Consider the following 15,959-nt stretch of genomic DNA (forward strand, 5'->3'; position numbering starts at 1 on the left):
AAAAGGTTCCTGACACCTTTACGCTCATTTGTTTGTTATGTGATCTCCACTTTCCTCGCGACAACTGCCATGTCAGGAGAATCTGAGGAAAAAGCCGAGCCTGCGATATCAGAGTAAAACTCTACGATATCAAATCCGTTCTGTTCAAACTCCTCCCGTAGTGAATTTTGACTGTAATATTGTAGCCAATTATAGACAACGCGAGTTCTTTTCTCTTCAATTATTGTGTATTTATCAAGGGTTACTTTTTCGTTGTCATATTTGAAAGTGTTCAGGAATCCATAATAATTTTCAGGAGACCAAAAATGATCGAGTTGGTTATATTCGTATGTGACTACCTCATCCCTGTTATTGAACGTATTTAATGAGTGAACATCCAACAGAATTGATCCACTCGGCTTCAGAAATTTATGAAATTTTGCAAGCAGTATTTTCCTTTGGACAGAGCTCAATGCGCAAAAATCACAAAAAATCATGGTAATAAGGTCGAATCTTTTTTTAGTCTCAAATTCCAAATAGTTATGCTGAAAATAGTTAATGTCCAATCCTTCTTGATCAGCAACTTTTCTTGCGTACTGGATAGACCTCCTTGAAAAATCGATCCCGGTGACATCCGCATTATTTTTTGCAAACAGAGTTGTATACAGTCCTGGTCCACAACCAAAATCAGCAATACTTGTACTCGAGTCTATTCCAAAATGAGACACTATCCATTTTACAGAGCGGACAATGAAATCTTTGTTTCGGGATGAAAGGTCAACAGATTCGTTCAAATGATATTCAAGCATCTTCATTGATGTATGCTCATCGGTCCATAGTTCATCTGCTGTATAAAATTGAAAAGGTGTTGGACGTGAGTTTATTTCTTCTAGTTTATCAAACACTGATGTCTCCTATTTTTTACCTCTACACAACGACCCACATCACCGGGTTACGGGCAGCGACTTTGAATTCAGATTCAGATCGATCCACAATTACGGTCATTAAACGGAAATCCAGAATTGGGATAAATTATAAAAGGGGTCACAACTCTTAAGTGATCAATGTCTGCTCCTTTATTATCTTTCACGCTGGTTCCAATTGTTCTTCTTATTGTGAATGGAATGTCACAAGGCGGGCGGACACATGGGTCCCGCCCCTACGTTGGAGTGGGCGACGTCAATACATACACAGAAAGTGAAAAGCGGGCTGGGCTGATTGGCCCTGCACTTTTTCTGACTATCGTGGCCTGACAATGAAAATTTTTCGGTCTGTTCCCGTTAAATTCAATTTGAACTGAGACGATGCAATTCCGTTTGAACTCGCGTGGGCACCAAAGATTGTCGCTCGCATTGTCTTACCATTTTTTTCGACTTTCTCAAGTATGCCGGCGTGACCAAACCATGTGCCGTCACGTTTTTTCATCCAGTACTGTATGAGGTCACCGGGCCTGGCCTGGTCTGGCTTGATCGCCGTCCCGCGTCGAATCGAAACGAGTGCATGTTGAATGCCCTTGATTTTGTCACTTTCCATTTCGATCAGAGACGGAAGCATTTTTTGCTCGGCTGCACTGAGATTAGAGATTAGAATCTGCTTGCGTGTCTCCACATTCAGCGATTGAGCAAGGACCTCTTCGGTCACAGCTAATACGAATTGGACGCAATCAATTTTCTTGTCTTTGGCTTTGCTGCCATAGGTCCAACCTTTGAACTTCTTGACCGCCAGCTTTTTTGCCAGAGCAAGCGAGTCCGGTGCAGTCTTGGAACGAGAGGAGCCAAAAGGGACGGTAACCAATACGTCAGTAATTCGTCCCTTCTTGAATCCTGCTGATGAATAGCTGGCACGTCCTGAAAATGATTTCGCATTGGCACGAACGGCAACCTTTTTCTCTCTTTTTTCTCCAGTCTCTTTGACTACGCTTTTGATCGTGAGCTGATACTTGCGCTTTTGATCGGTTTTGTTTTCGACCTGGTAGTAACCACTGCCTCCACTTGAGTAGGAGTAGAACCTGATCACTCCAATGATCCGTGTTCTATCTTTCTCTCCATCATTCAATTTTACTTCGAGATTTTTTTCATAAACCAATTTGTCTTTGTCTTTCGGATATGCCATCAAGGGAGTCATCATGCAAGCTACCGCAACGCAAACCCATGCCAGGGACAAAGCCGTTTGAGTCTTAAAAAGCCCGTTCAGTATTGATTTCATTATGAATTCCTCACGGATATAAAAAGGTGTCCGCCCCGTTACCTTTAACCTTGGTAAGCAAAATATGAATTTCATTTATCAGACAGTCAAAAAAATCATCGCAATTTTTGGATTCACAACATTTATTATTACTTTAACTATTAGTCTGATTTATGAATATCACTCCTCAGAGATGATCCATATATTATTGGATTTTTTTCATCAATATTTTTAGTACCTGGATGGATTTTGTATATTATTTTTGAAGAATATCCAAAACGTTTTATTAATCAATATTCTGCATTTATCTGCTATTCATTTTTTCCACTATTATACTTTTCTCTTATTGTGATTTATGGAGGGGAAGGTTCAGGTTATGGATTCATTTTTGGAATATACTTTTTGGTCTCAACCGTATTGTCTCTTCCTTTATTGAAACAACTAGAAAATCAGTACGTATTTTGTGTATTTGTATCACTAGGATTTATATATCTTTTTGGTTTTTTATCATCAGTGATAAAATAGTAATTTCAATTAAGAGTTCTCAACAATTGTGTCAGCTGATAATAGACAATTTTTTATACCCGAAATAATTTAGTCTAATTCAAGTTTGGTATTAACTGTCATTGTGGAAGTGGTGCGATTATGAAGTGGGCAATTCTATTCGCCCCGTTGCTACTATTACTATTTGGCTGTCAGGGGCAGTCTAACAAAGGAGACGTCAGAATGAATCAGGATGAACAAGCCATCCGCCGTTGGTTCGACGATTGGCTGAAGGCCACAATAGAAGGTGAACTCGAACTCGCGAGGAGTTTAATTGCAGACGATGCAATTTTCCTTGTGCCAGGCGCAGGGCAAATGGACAAGGAGAGTTTCGCCGCTGCTGCGACCGCAACGGACCCCAACACTGATTTTGAACTTGATTGCTCGATTCAGGAAATTCAGATATTTGGCGACCATGCTTGTCTCCTATCGACGATTACTCTCAAAATGACAGATAAAGTCACCAAGTCGCAATCATTGATGAAGGGCGATGCGCTTTCCGTATTGAAAAGACAAGGAGATGGCTGGGTCGTCATTCGAGACGCCAACACAATGGTTCCTGTAAAGTCAGATTGAAGATGCCTAACAATGCAGAGTCGCATAAAAAGGTCTCAAGAAGTTTTTGATTGATTCGTGAATGGACTGCCCCGAATTAATTCAGTCTAATTCAAGTTATGGAGTGGGAGCGGAGACAGTGAATGACTTTATGATCGCTGCGGCTCAATCACACTCTTTTGCAGGCAGTGTTTCACAAAATGTTGCGCACCATGTAAAAGTCGCTTCTATTCTCGGCTGAACTGAAGGCAATCAACTCAACGAACAAACTCCCCGATACAACAAAAGGAAATAGCAATGCATAAGCGAAAACTTGGAAACAGTAACTTGGAAGTATCCGCTCTGGGGCTTGGTTGCATGGGCCTGAGCTTCGGATATGGTGAGCCCGTTGAGGAGCAAGCAGGAATCGCATTGATTAGAACGGCCGTCGATCTGGGCATTAATTTTTTTGATACGGCCGAGGTCTATGGAGCGTACACGAACGAAGAACTGGTTGGTAAAGCGTTGGCTCCCGTCCGTGACCAGGTGGTCATTGCCACCAAGTTTGGATTCGCAATTGATGAGCAAGGCCAACAGACGGGCCTCGACAGTCGACCAGCACATATTAAGGAAGTCGTGGAAGCGTCGTTGAAGAGGCTGCAGACCGACTATATCGATCTATTCTATCAGCATCGTGTTGACCCCAATGTGCCAATCGAAGATGTGGCAGGAACGGTTAAAGAACTGATTCAGGCAGGCAAAGTAAAGCACTTCGGCTTATCTGAAGCGGGCGTAGAGGTTATCCGCCGCGCCCATACAGTGCAACCAGTTGCCGCTCTGCAGAGTGAATATTCACTCTGGTGGAGAGAACCGGAAGACGTGATCTTCCTGACACTCGAAGAACTCGGAATCGGCTTTGTTCCCTTCAGCCCTCTGGGGAAGGGTTTTTTGGCCGGTAAGATTGACGAATCAACTACGTTTGACAGTAGTGACTTTCGCAATAAAGTCCCACGCTTCTCTTCGGAAAACCGGAAAGCAAATCTGGCACTGATTGCGCTTCTTGATCGGATCGCGAAGCGTAACAACGCCACGACGGCTCAAATCGCATTGGCCTGGATCCTGGCCCAACAGCCTTGGATTGTCCCCATCCCAGGAACCACAAAAGTTCATCGACTCGAGGAAAACAATGGAGCAACTGAGATCAAACTCTCCGAGTCCGATCTCGCTGAAATCGAGACTGCTGCCGCTCAGATCATAGTGAAAGGGGATCGATATCCTGAAGCCGCAATGAAAATGATTAATCGCTGAGAGCCGACGTTAGGAATTTAAAGGGCCCGGAATCGATTTTTTGTCCCTGACCCCTTTTTGTCGTCGCAGAAACGCAAAGCACTCTGTCGCACATTGGTAGATTAGATTGCTGTGTGTAAAGTAGGAAAGGAGAAAAAAGGTGTCTGACACCTTTTTTTGACCCGTTCCTAGCACCTTTTTATATTTTAGGTTCAAATCTAAACAAGTTTTAATAGCAAACTTAGATAATTACACTAATTGAATGTATTTTATTTAATCAATTATACATTTTCTTGTTTATGCCTGCCCTTCATCAAGGTACATTCTTAGACTAAGTGGTAAGTAGTAGTATGTTCTAGTAACTCAACCAAGCCACTGTCGGACAAGCCGACAGTGCCACCCAGCTGTCGAACTATCATGAACCTCTGCGAAAAACAACGTTTACTCCTTTCGGTCGTTACTCTGGGAACGTTTATGTTGCTACTCGGCTGTGAACAAACATCCGATACAAGCGAAATGCCGGAACAAGCGCAACGGGTAACTCGAGTGGCCTACGTCGTACTTCTGTTTCGAAAGGAACACGGACGCCTTCCAGAATCTATGGACGAAATACTTGAGTATGATGACTCAACACCACGAATCGATCACTGGGGCAACGAGTTCCAATACGAATTCGAAGGTGATGAATTCACTGTCTACTCTGCCGGGCCTGATAAGCAAGTTGGAACAGAAGACGATCTGAGAGCTGAATTGGAATCGCCACCATCAGAATAATGGGCTTTCCCATAGTCGATGACACCTTTACGGCTCACGCCGATGGCGTGTTTTTTTTGAAGCAATGATTACTTTGCAGATCCGGTAACCCCAAATATGCCCCTAGCCAATTGAAAGTCATCTCCAAATGAAACAACTCCTTATTGTTTTCCTACTACTCACTATTGGATGCGCTGAGCAAAACTCGACTCCTGAATCGGACGGTGGTCATGAACACGTCGCCGCCAGTCAGGATGAAGTGCTGTTCGTAGTCCGCTGGTATCCCGACGGCGAAGACAGTTTGAAGAATGAGCGTTCAACAAACCCATCGTCGCAAGAGATTTCGACCGCTTTTGGTTCGATTGATTGGTCAAAGGCAGATTCATGGACAGGGATTGAGTTAATTGCCTCGAATCCTCATCCGATGACTCTTAAGGTCGAGGGAACAGAATCTCAACAGGTTGAAATGGAGTTTAGTGAACAGCCCGGTCCCGGCACCAAATGGATTCACAAATTCGCTCCATTGGTTCCCGTCGATGTGGCCCAAAAGGCGATGATTGCATTTGCAAATTATGACGAGAGCTTTCAGTCGATGGTATCTTGGGAATCCAATTAGGATTGAAAGCCTCATACGATTGTCTGCCGACCCAATTTCTGCTGACCATGATTGACGGACTCCAATTACTTTGACATAATTATTCTGTCAACAATTACTTTAGCCGACTCAAGTAATCCTATGAATGGTTCTAATGACAAAACGAAGTTTGACGATACCCGATGGGACGACAATTTTGAGAGCTTCGTCGCGAAGCGCACTCACGACGGTCGCAAAATCGATTTCACCTTCGATACGCAACAAACACGTTCCGACGAACTACTGGCAAAACTAACACCAGCGGCTCACCATATATGGATGGCACGTCAATCCTGGTTCAAGAAGTTTCGAGATTTTGTGGCGAGCGATCGTCTCTCACAGTTCAATACGTTGTTGAGCCAGGAAGACCCGCCACTGGCGATAACGGCTAAGCAGATACGTGATTCTTTAGTTTGTCCATACATGATTACAATTCGTCCTCTTGACGACTTTGATCATCTTCGGATCGACTTCCACGGTGGCGGGAATGACTGGGGCGGCAGCGACGAACGACTCTCGGACTACCATGTGGAAGCCTCTGCGACACTGGAAGAAGGTTTCGATGATGCGACAATTTACACATATTGAATAATGGTGGGTAACCATCGCTTTTTTATTCAAATCAAAAATCAGCGGTAGTGCCATTCGTTTGTCCAACCGATGCACCGAGTGACTATTTCGGACTCACGGAGTTGGTAGTCACCTCTGCTGTGGAAGAATGCTAACGGCGTCCATTTCCATGGCTGAATCGAAGGCCCGCTCGCACACCCGTGTGACCAACTCCCTGGGACGACCCTCCAAGTCGCCAACGCATGCATAGAACTGGACAGCCCAACATACCATTTGCAAACCACCTAATCGCAAATCATAGATGGCTTCTTCCCATCCATAATCAACATCACTCTGTCGAACTTCTTCGTACCAGGCACGGAGCACGTCCAATTGGTGGTTGTGGCGCTCGTTGGGAAGTTCGCTACCGCCCATCAGGCGGGCCACGTCGAAAGCGCCCATGCTGCGAATTGCCAGTTGCCAGTCCAGAATCAGGATCGACTCAGGTGTTCCTGACGGCCCAAGCAAGATGTTGTCTGCTTTAAGGTCCGAGTGAACTAAGGTTCGCGGCCGTCGATCAGTTTCATTTTCCAACCATTCGCTCTGGCCCCGAAGACGTTCACCGACTTGCAGGGCGGACGACTCAATCGAACCGTCGAAGTCTTGGAGAAACCGATCCCAAAGAGAGTCAAAATTGACCCAGAATTGACGGTTTGTCGTTGGCATCCAAGTTAGGCTCGCGAGGGTGTCGTTATTCCAGAACTTACCCTGTAGACGACCGATGAGACGGGCAATCTGGATCACTTCAGCGGCATGAAGTCCTTTCACCTGATCGCACGGAGTAGCGAACGTTAGATCTTCCATAACGAGAACGCTAGAGGGCGACCCGATCGCCGCAAAGTAACAGCGCGGCAAGCGGATAGGAGCCAAGGGCGGGACATCTCGATAAAACCGAATTTCTCGCTCAAAAGCATGCACATCCTCACTGAGTTCGCGTAATGCTCCAGAACTGAGTTGGAGCTTAACGACCAGGGACGTCGGTCCAGTCGGTTCTGGATGGTCGTACTCAAGTAATACATGAGTGATCGTGCTTAGGAATCCGATACCTGCTCCAAGTGGCCGAGTCTTTATTCTCACAACCTTGGAGTTGATAATGTGTTCTTCCTGGGCAAGCACCTGAGTGAGCCAAGCGGGCGTGACTTCTTCCATTTTTGACGGTATTTTCATCGCAGCCTCTTAGCCCGACTCCGCGTTGATTCGTCTCGATTATCAGTGCCAAGGAGGAAACGCAAACCAGATTTATCTTGTGGATTCGGAACGAGTCACCATTCCCTTTCGTGCTTGCACCGTTTGGCATTTTGATATTACCGAGTTGTCCCGTATGTCGCAACGACATAAAATAGGTGGTACACACATCAGAGGAGAATCACATGTCATCGTCTCGTCATCGGCTTACCGATTTGAGTGGGACATTTGAACTGAAGAATGGCGTACGGATGCCCTATCTTGGGCTGGGCGTTTTTCAGTGCGACAACGTCGTTGAAGCGGTGACTTTAGCTCTTGAGACAGGCTATCGATTGGTTGATACCGCCTCGATTTATGAGAATGAGGCGGAAGTTGGCGAGGCAGTGCGAGCGAGCCGGGTGCCGAGAGAGGAGATATTCGTCACGAGCAAGATTTGGAACATGGACCAAGGATACAACTCGACTCTGGACGCGTTTGAGGCCAGCCTGAAGCGTACGCGTCTGGATTATTTGGACCTATGTCTGATCCATTGGCCGGTCGAAGGTAAGTACAAGGAAACGTGGCGCGCACTTGAGACGCTTTACCGGGAAAAGAGAGTGCGAGCAATCGGCGTCAGCAATTTTTTGAAACATCATCTTGAAGATCTCATGGCCGACGCAACCGTAATTCCGATGGTGAATCAAGTGGAGTTTCACCCTTACCTTGTACAACAAGAACTGGTCGATTTTTGTTTTTCAAATGTGATCCAATATCAGGCAAGTTCGCCAATGATGCGGGGCAATATTTTCAAGCTCGACGCCATGAATGCGTTGGCGGAAAAGTATTCTAAGACGATCGCACAAATCGTCTTGCGATGGGATCTGCAAAAAGGCGTGGCAACGATTCCTAAGTCGTCGAAAAAGGAGAGGATCATCACTAATGCTGACATCTTCGATTTTGAGCTACATCCGGACGATGTGGCCTTCATCGACAGCATGGACTGTGGCAAACGGTTCGGTCCAGATCCAAACAATTTCGACTTCTAGATGACATAAAAAAGGTGTCAGGCGGCCGTTTTCAACTGCTGCTACCAAAACGCCACGTTAGCCCGGCCCCGATCCAATAACTCGAAATTGAGGTCGCTGTCGAGGCGCCAAGCTGTTCAGAGTCGCGAAACATTCCGCCTGCCATGATATCAAAGTCGACCCCAGGCAAGACATCGCTAATGCCAATTCCTACTGTCAGACGGTGCTGACTGGTGTTCGCTACCAAGGCCTGGTTGTAACGCACAAAAGGGACGTCGCCCGGTAGTTCGAACCCCCCGACCACGACGTCGGGTGTAGGATCGAGCGGGTTTTCGGCCCACGCGTATCCGGCCCGCAGACGGTATCGGCCTGTCGAATATTGGGCGCCAAGTTGAATTACCCACTGATCGTCATAGAAGCCACGGTACATTTCGGCTTCATCCCACACCTTGAGAAGCACGTCGACTGCCAACAACAGTCGGCCGCCGGCGAATGAACGATTGGCTAAACCAAATCCGATGTTTTGGGGCATTTCCATGTCCAGGTCATGTCCGCCGTCGAATGGCGGAGGTAGGTTGTCTATGACTATGATGTTATTAAACTTGAACGCTTGCTCGGTCTGGTAATAAGCGCCAAGAGTAGTCTGTTCCGTTAATTTGTAGTTGGCGCCCACCGTTCCGCGCAATCCATAAGCGATCGACATGGCACCGAAAAAAGGTGGATCGAACATGGCGACACCCAAGGACATGCCGGCGCCCACGGATACGCGATCGGTCAGATCGACGCCCACGGTGAAGGGCAAGTTGACAATTACGGCGGATGTGTCTGTGCCTTTACTTTCGTCGACGTGCCTAAAATCAAAATTACCCCCGGTGGTCGAAACGAAGCCGAGTCCGAAAGTAGCGGGCCGCTCCAATAAAGTGAATTCCTGCGTGACACCAATATTTCCTGCCAGCATTCCCACCCCAGAAGACTTCGCTGAAAACGGATCAACCAGTCCCGGGATTTGCCTAGACTGAGTCAAATGAAACGTTGGTTCGGCCCAGGCCACACCAAAGAGAAATTGTGTGTCTTGAAACTGGGTCAACGAGGCGGGATTACCATTGATCGCGGAAGTGAGGTCCTGCGGCTCGGCGATACTGGTACCAGCCATCCCTCCCGAAGCGGGCATCAACGTGTTGTTAGCCTCATCACCAAACAGTTGGGCCTGCGCTTCTTGAATGTCGGCCACAGAACAGAACGCCAACAAAGCGATCAGAGATATGAGCTTATGTCTCATCTGAAAACTCTTTCTCACGGCAAATTTTTCCATGGTAAAATGCAAGGCTTAGGGTGAAAATAAGGATATCAGTGTCCTTATGGATTATATCGGTTATGAGGACTATTCTGGTAAAGCCAGGTGTTCGATTCGTTAAACTTGACTTATTCTCTCTATTTTGACTCCTGTGAAAGCGAGGTTCTTGCTAACAGAAGTGTTTTCCCTATTTCCCAGGGAAGTTTTTACCCCTTTTCTCAAAAGGAGGACCGCGACCATGTTGACGAGGCGTTCCGAGGTTGTTTGTTTAAGGGAGCAGGAATCGCTTTTTATGTCCCTCACCCTCTTTCTAGTTCGCAAACGACTGAGCGTTCTGCTCTACGAGTCAATTTGATATGACTATGCACCGAATTATTTATGTGATCTGTATTCTGGCAATATTTATTACCACGTTCATCAATGTTGATGGTTACGCGGATGATCGTCCTAATGTTGTATGGATCATTGCAGATGATCTGAGCCCCGACCTCGGATGCTACGGCTATAAAGGAGTCAGCACTCCGAATCTCGACCGGCTTGCCCAGCGGGGAGTCCGGTATACGAGCGCATTTTCGACAGCACCTGTTTGTTCATCATCACGTTCGGCATTCATTACCGGTGTTTACCAGACAACCACGGGAACTCATCAACATCGAACTTTAAACAAAAAGAGATTGCCCCTACCAGTTGAGCCAATCACGGAGTTATTGCGTCGCGCGGGTTATTTTGTGTGCAACAGCAACTCGACGATGAAGCGGGCGGGAAAACGCGATTATAATTTCAAATTCGCTGGCAAAATGTACGATGCCGCTGATTGGTCCAAACGAAAGCAGGGACAACCATTTTTTGCTCAAGTACAGATTCACGAACCGCACCGCGACTTCGTGCAGGCGAAAGACCGAGATCGCGCCGCGAAAGTTCAAATTCCATCTTATTATCCCGAGCATCCCGTAATTCGTGTTGATTGGGCGAACTATCTTGAGTCGATAGAAGTTCTCGATCACAAAGTAGGAAATGTGCTAAAGCGGCTCGAAGAGGAAGATCTGAAGGATAATACAGTCGTTTTCTTTTTTGGTGACCATGGTCGACCACACTATCGCGATAAACAGTGGCTTTATGATGGTGGCATTCGGGTGCCACTCATCATTCGATGGCCTCAAAAAATTTCGGCTGGCGCGGTTTGTGATGAACTGGTCAGCCTGATCGATGTCAGCGCGGCGACTCTGTGCCTGGCGAATATACCAATTCCAGCGTGGATGCATGGTCGAGACATGCTTGCGGAGAACTTTAGAGGAAGAGAAATGGTCTTCGCTGCACGTGATCGCTGTGGTAGTACACTGGATCGTGTTCGCTGTGTTCGGACGAAACATTTCAAGTATATTCGGAACTATCATCCTGATCGTCCCTACTCACAACACAGTGGATACAAAACGCTTCAGTATCCGGGAGTCACTGTCGCAAGAGTATTACACCTTCACAATGAACTTACCGGAGCGCCTGCTATTTTCTGGGCTGAAAAGCGACCTGCCGAAGAACTCTATCATCTTACGACTGATTCTGAAGAGTTGAGTAACCTCGCTCATGATTCTGCCTACACAAAGACATTACAAAAGCTGAGTAGCGAACTCGACCAGTGGGTTCAACGCACCGATGATAAAGGTCGTTTCTCTGAAAGGGACGAATCAGCGGCCGTCAATGCCAGTAATCGTTGGTATCAGGGCAGAATGAAAAAGCGTGGTTTCATGTCTGAGGCTGATCCTGAGGTTTACCTCAAATGGTGGAAGAATGAGCTCGGTATTGAGTAGCTTTATACTGCGAACTTTTTTTGAATATCGGTAGTCCTTACAATATCGCAACCGAACCGTAGTCTTTTCGCAAAGCTGATACGTTAGTGCACTTTCTGAATGAAAAGCGAAATAAACCGTTTCAGATTCCCTCTGTTTTATGAGAGGGAAACAACAAAAGCACTCTCGAAACTTTACCGTACACTGTCGATTTGGTATGTTGCTTCTCTTCAGCAGATTGATCTGAGAGAAGGTAGCGTACCTGTGTTCTCGACCAATCCAGTCGTAGAGACTGCAAATCATTATTATAAATGAATTTAGGTTGAGCACCCCTAGCTCAATTGGATAGAGCATCGGTTTACGAAACCGAAGGTTGCAGGTTCGAACCCTGCGGGGTGTACTTCTTTTTACTTCAAATCGTCTTCTAACATGTACTCGCCAACTAGGAGACGTTTTTTTATTTCTCCTCTGTGTATGGTTTCTGTTATGAAGAAAAAGTCTTCTTCAAAAGCGAGAAAGCCTGCAAACAGCTCAAAGCGTTTGGATGACAGAGTTGCCACAGAGTTTGCCGAAATGAAGGCAAAAAAGATCCCAGCTAAGAATCTTGTCTGGATGTTTCGAATCACCACATCAAAAGACGAGCAAATCCAACCAGCTCTCAGAGCTTGCATCGAATTCTTGCAGGATAAACTTGGCAAACGATGCCGAGTTGTGCTGGAGACTGAGCGCGTGGATCGCAAGAAGATACACGACTTGATCTTGAAGTCATCTAAGTTGACTTTCAGTTTACTTAGCGAGTTAGACCAGGGAATGGCCGAATGTTCCCGGAAATTGAAGGTAAAATACACCTTTCTTGGTTTTGGTGAAGAGGTCTATCAGCAGACATCATGGAAAACATTGGGTACAGTGTTCGAACCGCTTGTCGAGATAAGCGGCGATTTTGATTGTCGGAATCTAAGATTCGATGGATTATACTGTTGCGACACAGGTGAAGTTAGTAGCAAGTACTTGCGATTCTATGACGACGGCCAGTGTGTCTTCGTGAACGCGGTGGGGACTGTTAATGAGGTCGCTACGTGGCTAAGGCGAGAACGGAAGGGGCTCACGGTTGGAACGTACCAAGTACAGCGATCAAGTCTTTCCGCGTTGTTAGAGCAGCAAGCACTAAGAGGTGAAGAGCCTACCATCTTTAAGTTGAAAGTAAGACTCACAAAACAAGGTTTGAAGGTTAGATTCTGGAGTTCATATTCGAACGCAGAAATTCAAGAGATATATGGGTTTCATGAAGTGAAACTAAAGTAGGTCAATATCTTGGGTTTAGAAATTGTTTTATCCCGAAGCAGTGAAACTGTTTGGTATGACAGTTCTCACTCAAATCTGCTAGGAATTCAGCTACTTTTGCGAGAAAATCATAGCTGGCCTTTAATTCAGAAAGTCAATGAAACGCAAGATGTAGTTTAGAATTCTTGACCTGATACGAATTAGTAAAGATTGTAGCTTTGAACCATGTGACGCGCATAAAAAAACGCCAGTCAAGACGAGTTGACTGGCGCGAATAATCATACATCAGAGAGGTTAGTAAAAAGGAAGTAAATAATCCTCTAGGGAGATGATGTATGAGATAAAAACACTCTTATGGTGACCCATCATGTTTCTTATCGACGAAATTGTCAAGCCAAATATAAACAGGAAATTAATTCTTCATAAAATTTCTGTTTGAATGAATGTCCATTCCAGATGGTATGGATAGTGGACTGTTTCCCACGGAGATAGACTACATATTCTTTGAGTCATGATTACAATTGTCTGTATAGAAATGTAACATAAATGATTCATTATGTTTCAATTTGAAAGAGGAACCGCGACAGCGGCAGGTTTCTCGCATACTATTAGCTCGCCAGGACCGTAAAAGGTCGTTTTTCATTTAATACACAGTAAGGAAATTGACGGCTGCCGATGTCTGAACAACTGCGTTATTTATTGCTACAAGTTCGTAATTCTGACGATCCCATGCGAGAACAGGAAGTCTCCTGCTTTGCCAAGGCATTGGAGACACAGATCGGCCAGATTTCTGTATTTGATCTTCTGGGGGGACCTCTTCAGGAAATCGATTTAGAGCGTACCGATGTCGTTCTGATTGGCGGCAGTGGTCATTATTCTGCTGCGGGAGAAGGTCGCTGGTTGGAAGTGGCTCTGGAAAGCCTGCGAGTCGTGCATGACACACGTAAGCCGACATTTGCTTCCTGCTGGGGATTCCAAGCCATGGCACGTGCCATGGGAGGGCGGGTCATTCATGATCTCAACCGAGCAGAGCTGGGTGTCCATCATGTCACTCTGACTGAAAATGGTAAAGCCGATCCGATTTTTGGTCCCCTGGGTTCTGTTCTGCAGGGGCTGATGGGCCATGAAGATACCGTTGTGGAGTTGCCACCGGGAACGGAATTACTGGCTTCGACAGAACGGGTTGAGAATCAGGCATATCGATTTACAGATCGTCCGATTTATTGCACGCAATTTCATCCGGAATTAGATCAGAAGTCGTTTTTGAACCGGCTGCGCGTCTATCCTGAATATGTTGAAAAAATTGCGGGGCTCTCAATGGAAGAGTTTCGGCATTCAATTCATGATACACCTGAGACCATGGCCTTATTAAAACGTTTTGTTCAACAGATTGCGCCGATCCATTTAGAACAAAAATAATTCAACTGCTTACTGCATTCAGGCAAACGTATGTCAGATCAGCCGCAAAAAAAATTGCATGTCGCCATCATCACCTCAGGAGGCGCGGGGATGTTTTGTGGTGCCTGCATGCATGACAATACCTGGACCAAATCGATGATCAATCAGGGGGCCGAAGCCACTCTGATTCCCACCTACACTCCGATTCGCGTCGACGAACAGAATATGAGTAGCTCGCAGGTCTTTCTAGGTGGAATTAATGTCTATCTCAACTATCGTTCTCGACTCTGGCAGCGTTTACCGCGCATTTTCAAGCATTGGTTGAACACGCCCTGGATCATTAATCTCGCGACACGATTTGGTGTCAGCAATGATGCCCATGAACTGGGGGCTCTGACGGTGACCTTACTCGAAGGAGAACAGGGGCCGGAGCTGATGGAAATCGAAGAATTAGCTCGGTTTGTGGGAGAAGAACTGAAGCCGGATGTCGTTTGTCTGAGTAACGCGCTGCTGTCTGGTACGATTAAAAAAATCAAAGAGTATTTTTCTGGTCCCCTGTTTTGTATTTTGCAGGGCGATGATGTTTTTTTAGAAGAACTTGGGGAAACGTATCGATCACGCTCTCTGGAATTGATTCGCCATAACATTCAGCAGATTGATGGCATGTTGGTACACAGTGATTATTATCGGGATTTCATCTCTGAGTATTTCAGTTTGCCCGTTGATCAGATTCACAAAGTGCTGTTGGGAATTAATTTGGAAGGTCATGATGGCAAACCAGGTGAAAATGGGAATGAGCCCTTCACGATTGGTTTTTTTGCCAGGCTTTGCAAAGAAAAAGGTCTGCACAATGTCGTGCGTGCGTTCGAGATCTTCCATCAGTCTCATCCGGAGAGCCAATTGCATGTAGGAGGGTTTCTGGGGAAAGAGAGTGAAGACTATTTTCACGAAACGACCAAGCCTCTTCAGACGTTCGGCGATTCCTACAAATTCTGGGGAAGCCCTGATTCACTCGAAGAAAAAATCGCTTTTTATAAACGCTTGTCGGTGCTCTCTGTACCGACTGATTACCATGAGCCTAAAGGGTTATTCGTGCTGGAGGCGATGGCCAATGGTGTGCCTGTCGTGCAACCAGCGCATGGGGCGTTTCCGGAGCTCATCGAAAAGACAGAGGGGGGAATGCTGGTTCCCCCTGGAGATCCTGAAGCTTTGGCAGCGGCCTGGGAAAAACTTTATGAAGACAAGGCCTATTATGACCAACTGGCACAACAGGGTTATGAACGTGTGCGTCAGTTCTATAGCAGTGAATTGATGGCTGAGGAAAGTTTAGAATTCTTTCAAAAGGCCGTTGAGACCTCGCGTTTGAGTCAGAATGAGCCCCAATTAACATCCGATACTTGAATCAGGCATCGTGCAGCTTAACAATCGGACTGGTTTGAGGTATTCTGTACCCCGAATGATCGGAGATTATTCATCTGTTGTAAGCTGAA

Annotated in this window: 15 protein-coding genes and 1 tRNA gene; 12 read left to right on the forward strand and 4 right to left on the reverse strand. The window is 46.0% G+C overall.

The features are described 5' to 3' along the window. Nucleotides 1-35: 35 nt before the first annotated feature. The gene (locus V144x_RS04025; protein ID WP_144981750.1) at nucleotides 36-884 is read right to left on the reverse strand and encodes a class I SAM-dependent methyltransferase; all 849 of its coding nucleotides are present in this window, start codon (nucleotides 882-884) and stop codon (nucleotides 36-38) included. A 334-nt stretch (nucleotides 885-1,218) separates the two neighbouring features. Then, nucleotides 1,219-2,184 (reverse strand): hypothetical protein, encoded by a 966-nt coding sequence (locus tag V144x_RS04030; protein ID WP_144981753.1) that lies wholly within the window; start codon nucleotides 2,182-2,184, stop codon nucleotides 1,219-1,221. A 705-nt stretch (nucleotides 2,185-2,889) separates the two neighbouring features. Between V144x_RS04030 and V144x_RS04035 the strand changes: the two genes are divergently transcribed. The 6 genes from V144x_RS04035 (at nucleotide 2,890) to V144x_RS04055 (ending at nucleotide 6,502) form a co-directional block, all read left to right on the forward strand. After that, nucleotides 2,890-3,282: a YybH family protein gene (locus V144x_RS04035; protein ID WP_197998747.1), complete on the forward strand. Its 393-nt coding sequence runs from the start codon at nucleotides 2,890-2,892 to the stop codon at nucleotides 3,280-3,282. A 61-nt stretch (nucleotides 3,283-3,343) separates the two neighbouring features. Then, entirely contained in the window at nucleotides 3,344-3,502 is a 159-nt protein-coding gene (locus tag V144x_RS28270) for a hypothetical protein (RefSeq protein WP_197998748.1), read from the forward strand. A 56-nt stretch (nucleotides 3,503-3,558) separates the two neighbouring features. Beyond that, nucleotides 3,559-4,548 carry an aldo/keto reductase gene (locus tag V144x_RS04040; RefSeq protein ID WP_144981759.1) on the forward strand — a complete coding sequence of 330 codons (990 nt, stop codon included), beginning with the start codon at nucleotides 3,559-3,561 and terminating at the stop codon, nucleotides 4,546-4,548. 396 nt (nucleotides 4,549-4,944) lie between these two features. After that, entirely contained in the window at nucleotides 4,945-5,301 is a 357-nt protein-coding gene (locus V144x_RS04045) for a type II secretion system protein GspG (RefSeq protein ID WP_144981762.1), read from the forward strand. Nucleotides 5,302-5,428: 127 nt separating this feature from the next. After that, nucleotides 5,429-5,896 carry a hypothetical protein gene (locus tag V144x_RS04050; RefSeq protein WP_144981765.1) on the forward strand — a complete coding sequence of 156 codons (468 nt, stop codon included), beginning with the start codon at nucleotides 5,429-5,431 and terminating at the stop codon, nucleotides 5,894-5,896. Between the two features lie 120 nt (nucleotides 5,897-6,016). After that, nucleotides 6,017-6,502, forward strand: a complete 486-nt coding sequence (locus tag V144x_RS04055; RefSeq protein ID WP_144981768.1) for a hypothetical protein — start codon at nucleotides 6,017-6,019, stop codon at nucleotides 6,500-6,502. Between the two features lie 111 nt (nucleotides 6,503-6,613). Here V144x_RS04055 and V144x_RS04060 read toward each other — a convergent pair whose 3' ends face one another. Then, nucleotides 6,614-7,690: an oxidoreductase family protein gene (locus tag V144x_RS04060; RefSeq protein WP_144981771.1), complete on the reverse strand. Its 1,077-nt coding sequence runs from the start codon at nucleotides 7,688-7,690 to the stop codon at nucleotides 6,614-6,616. 203 nt (nucleotides 7,691-7,893) lie between these two features. Between V144x_RS04060 and V144x_RS04065 the strand changes: the two genes are divergently transcribed. Beyond that, nucleotides 7,894-8,733 (forward strand): aldo/keto reductase, encoded by an 840-nt coding sequence (locus tag V144x_RS04065; protein WP_144981774.1) that lies wholly within the window; start codon nucleotides 7,894-7,896, stop codon nucleotides 8,731-8,733. A 31-nt stretch (nucleotides 8,734-8,764) separates the two neighbouring features. Here V144x_RS04065 and V144x_RS04070 read toward each other — a convergent pair whose 3' ends face one another. Continuing rightward, the gene (locus tag V144x_RS04070; RefSeq protein WP_144981777.1) at nucleotides 8,765-10,024 is read right to left on the reverse strand and encodes an OmpP1/FadL family transporter; all 1,260 of its coding nucleotides are present in this window, start codon (nucleotides 10,022-10,024) and stop codon (nucleotides 8,765-8,767) included. Between the two features lie 338 nt (nucleotides 10,025-10,362). On the opposite strand from V144x_RS04070, the gene V144x_RS04075 reads away from it, so the two are divergent. The 5 genes from V144x_RS04075 to V144x_RS04095 all read left to right on the forward strand — a co-directional run bounded on the left by V144x_RS04075 (nucleotide 10,363) and on the right by V144x_RS04095 (nucleotide 15,870). Further along, nucleotides 10,363-11,811: a sulfatase family protein gene (locus V144x_RS04075; protein ID WP_144981780.1), complete on the forward strand. Its 1,449-nt coding sequence runs from the start codon at nucleotides 10,363-10,365 to the stop codon at nucleotides 11,809-11,811. 305 nt (nucleotides 11,812-12,116) lie between these two features. Next, nucleotides 12,117-12,190 (forward strand) — tRNA-Arg (locus V144x_RS04080). An 86-nt stretch (nucleotides 12,191-12,276) separates the two neighbouring features. Further along, nucleotides 12,277-13,092, forward strand: coding sequence for a hypothetical protein (locus tag V144x_RS04085; RefSeq protein ID WP_144981783.1), 816 nt, complete (start codon nucleotides 12,277-12,279; stop codon nucleotides 13,090-13,092). Nucleotides 13,093-13,746: 654 nt separating this feature from the next. Next, nucleotides 13,747-14,490, forward strand: coding sequence for a type 1 glutamine amidotransferase (locus V144x_RS04090; RefSeq protein ID WP_144981786.1), 744 nt, complete (start codon nucleotides 13,747-13,749; stop codon nucleotides 14,488-14,490). A gap of 30 nt (nucleotides 14,491-14,520) precedes the next feature. Next, complete coding sequence (locus V144x_RS04095; protein WP_144981789.1) at nucleotides 14,521-15,870, forward strand: glycosyltransferase family 4 protein; 1,350 nt, start codon at nucleotides 14,521-14,523, stop codon at nucleotides 15,868-15,870. Nucleotides 15,871-15,959 lie beyond the last annotated feature (89 nt).

This window comes from Gimesia aquarii, from assembly GCF_007748195.1.
Lineage (GTDB): Bacteria > Planctomycetota > Planctomycetia > Planctomycetales > Planctomycetaceae > Gimesia > Gimesia aquarii.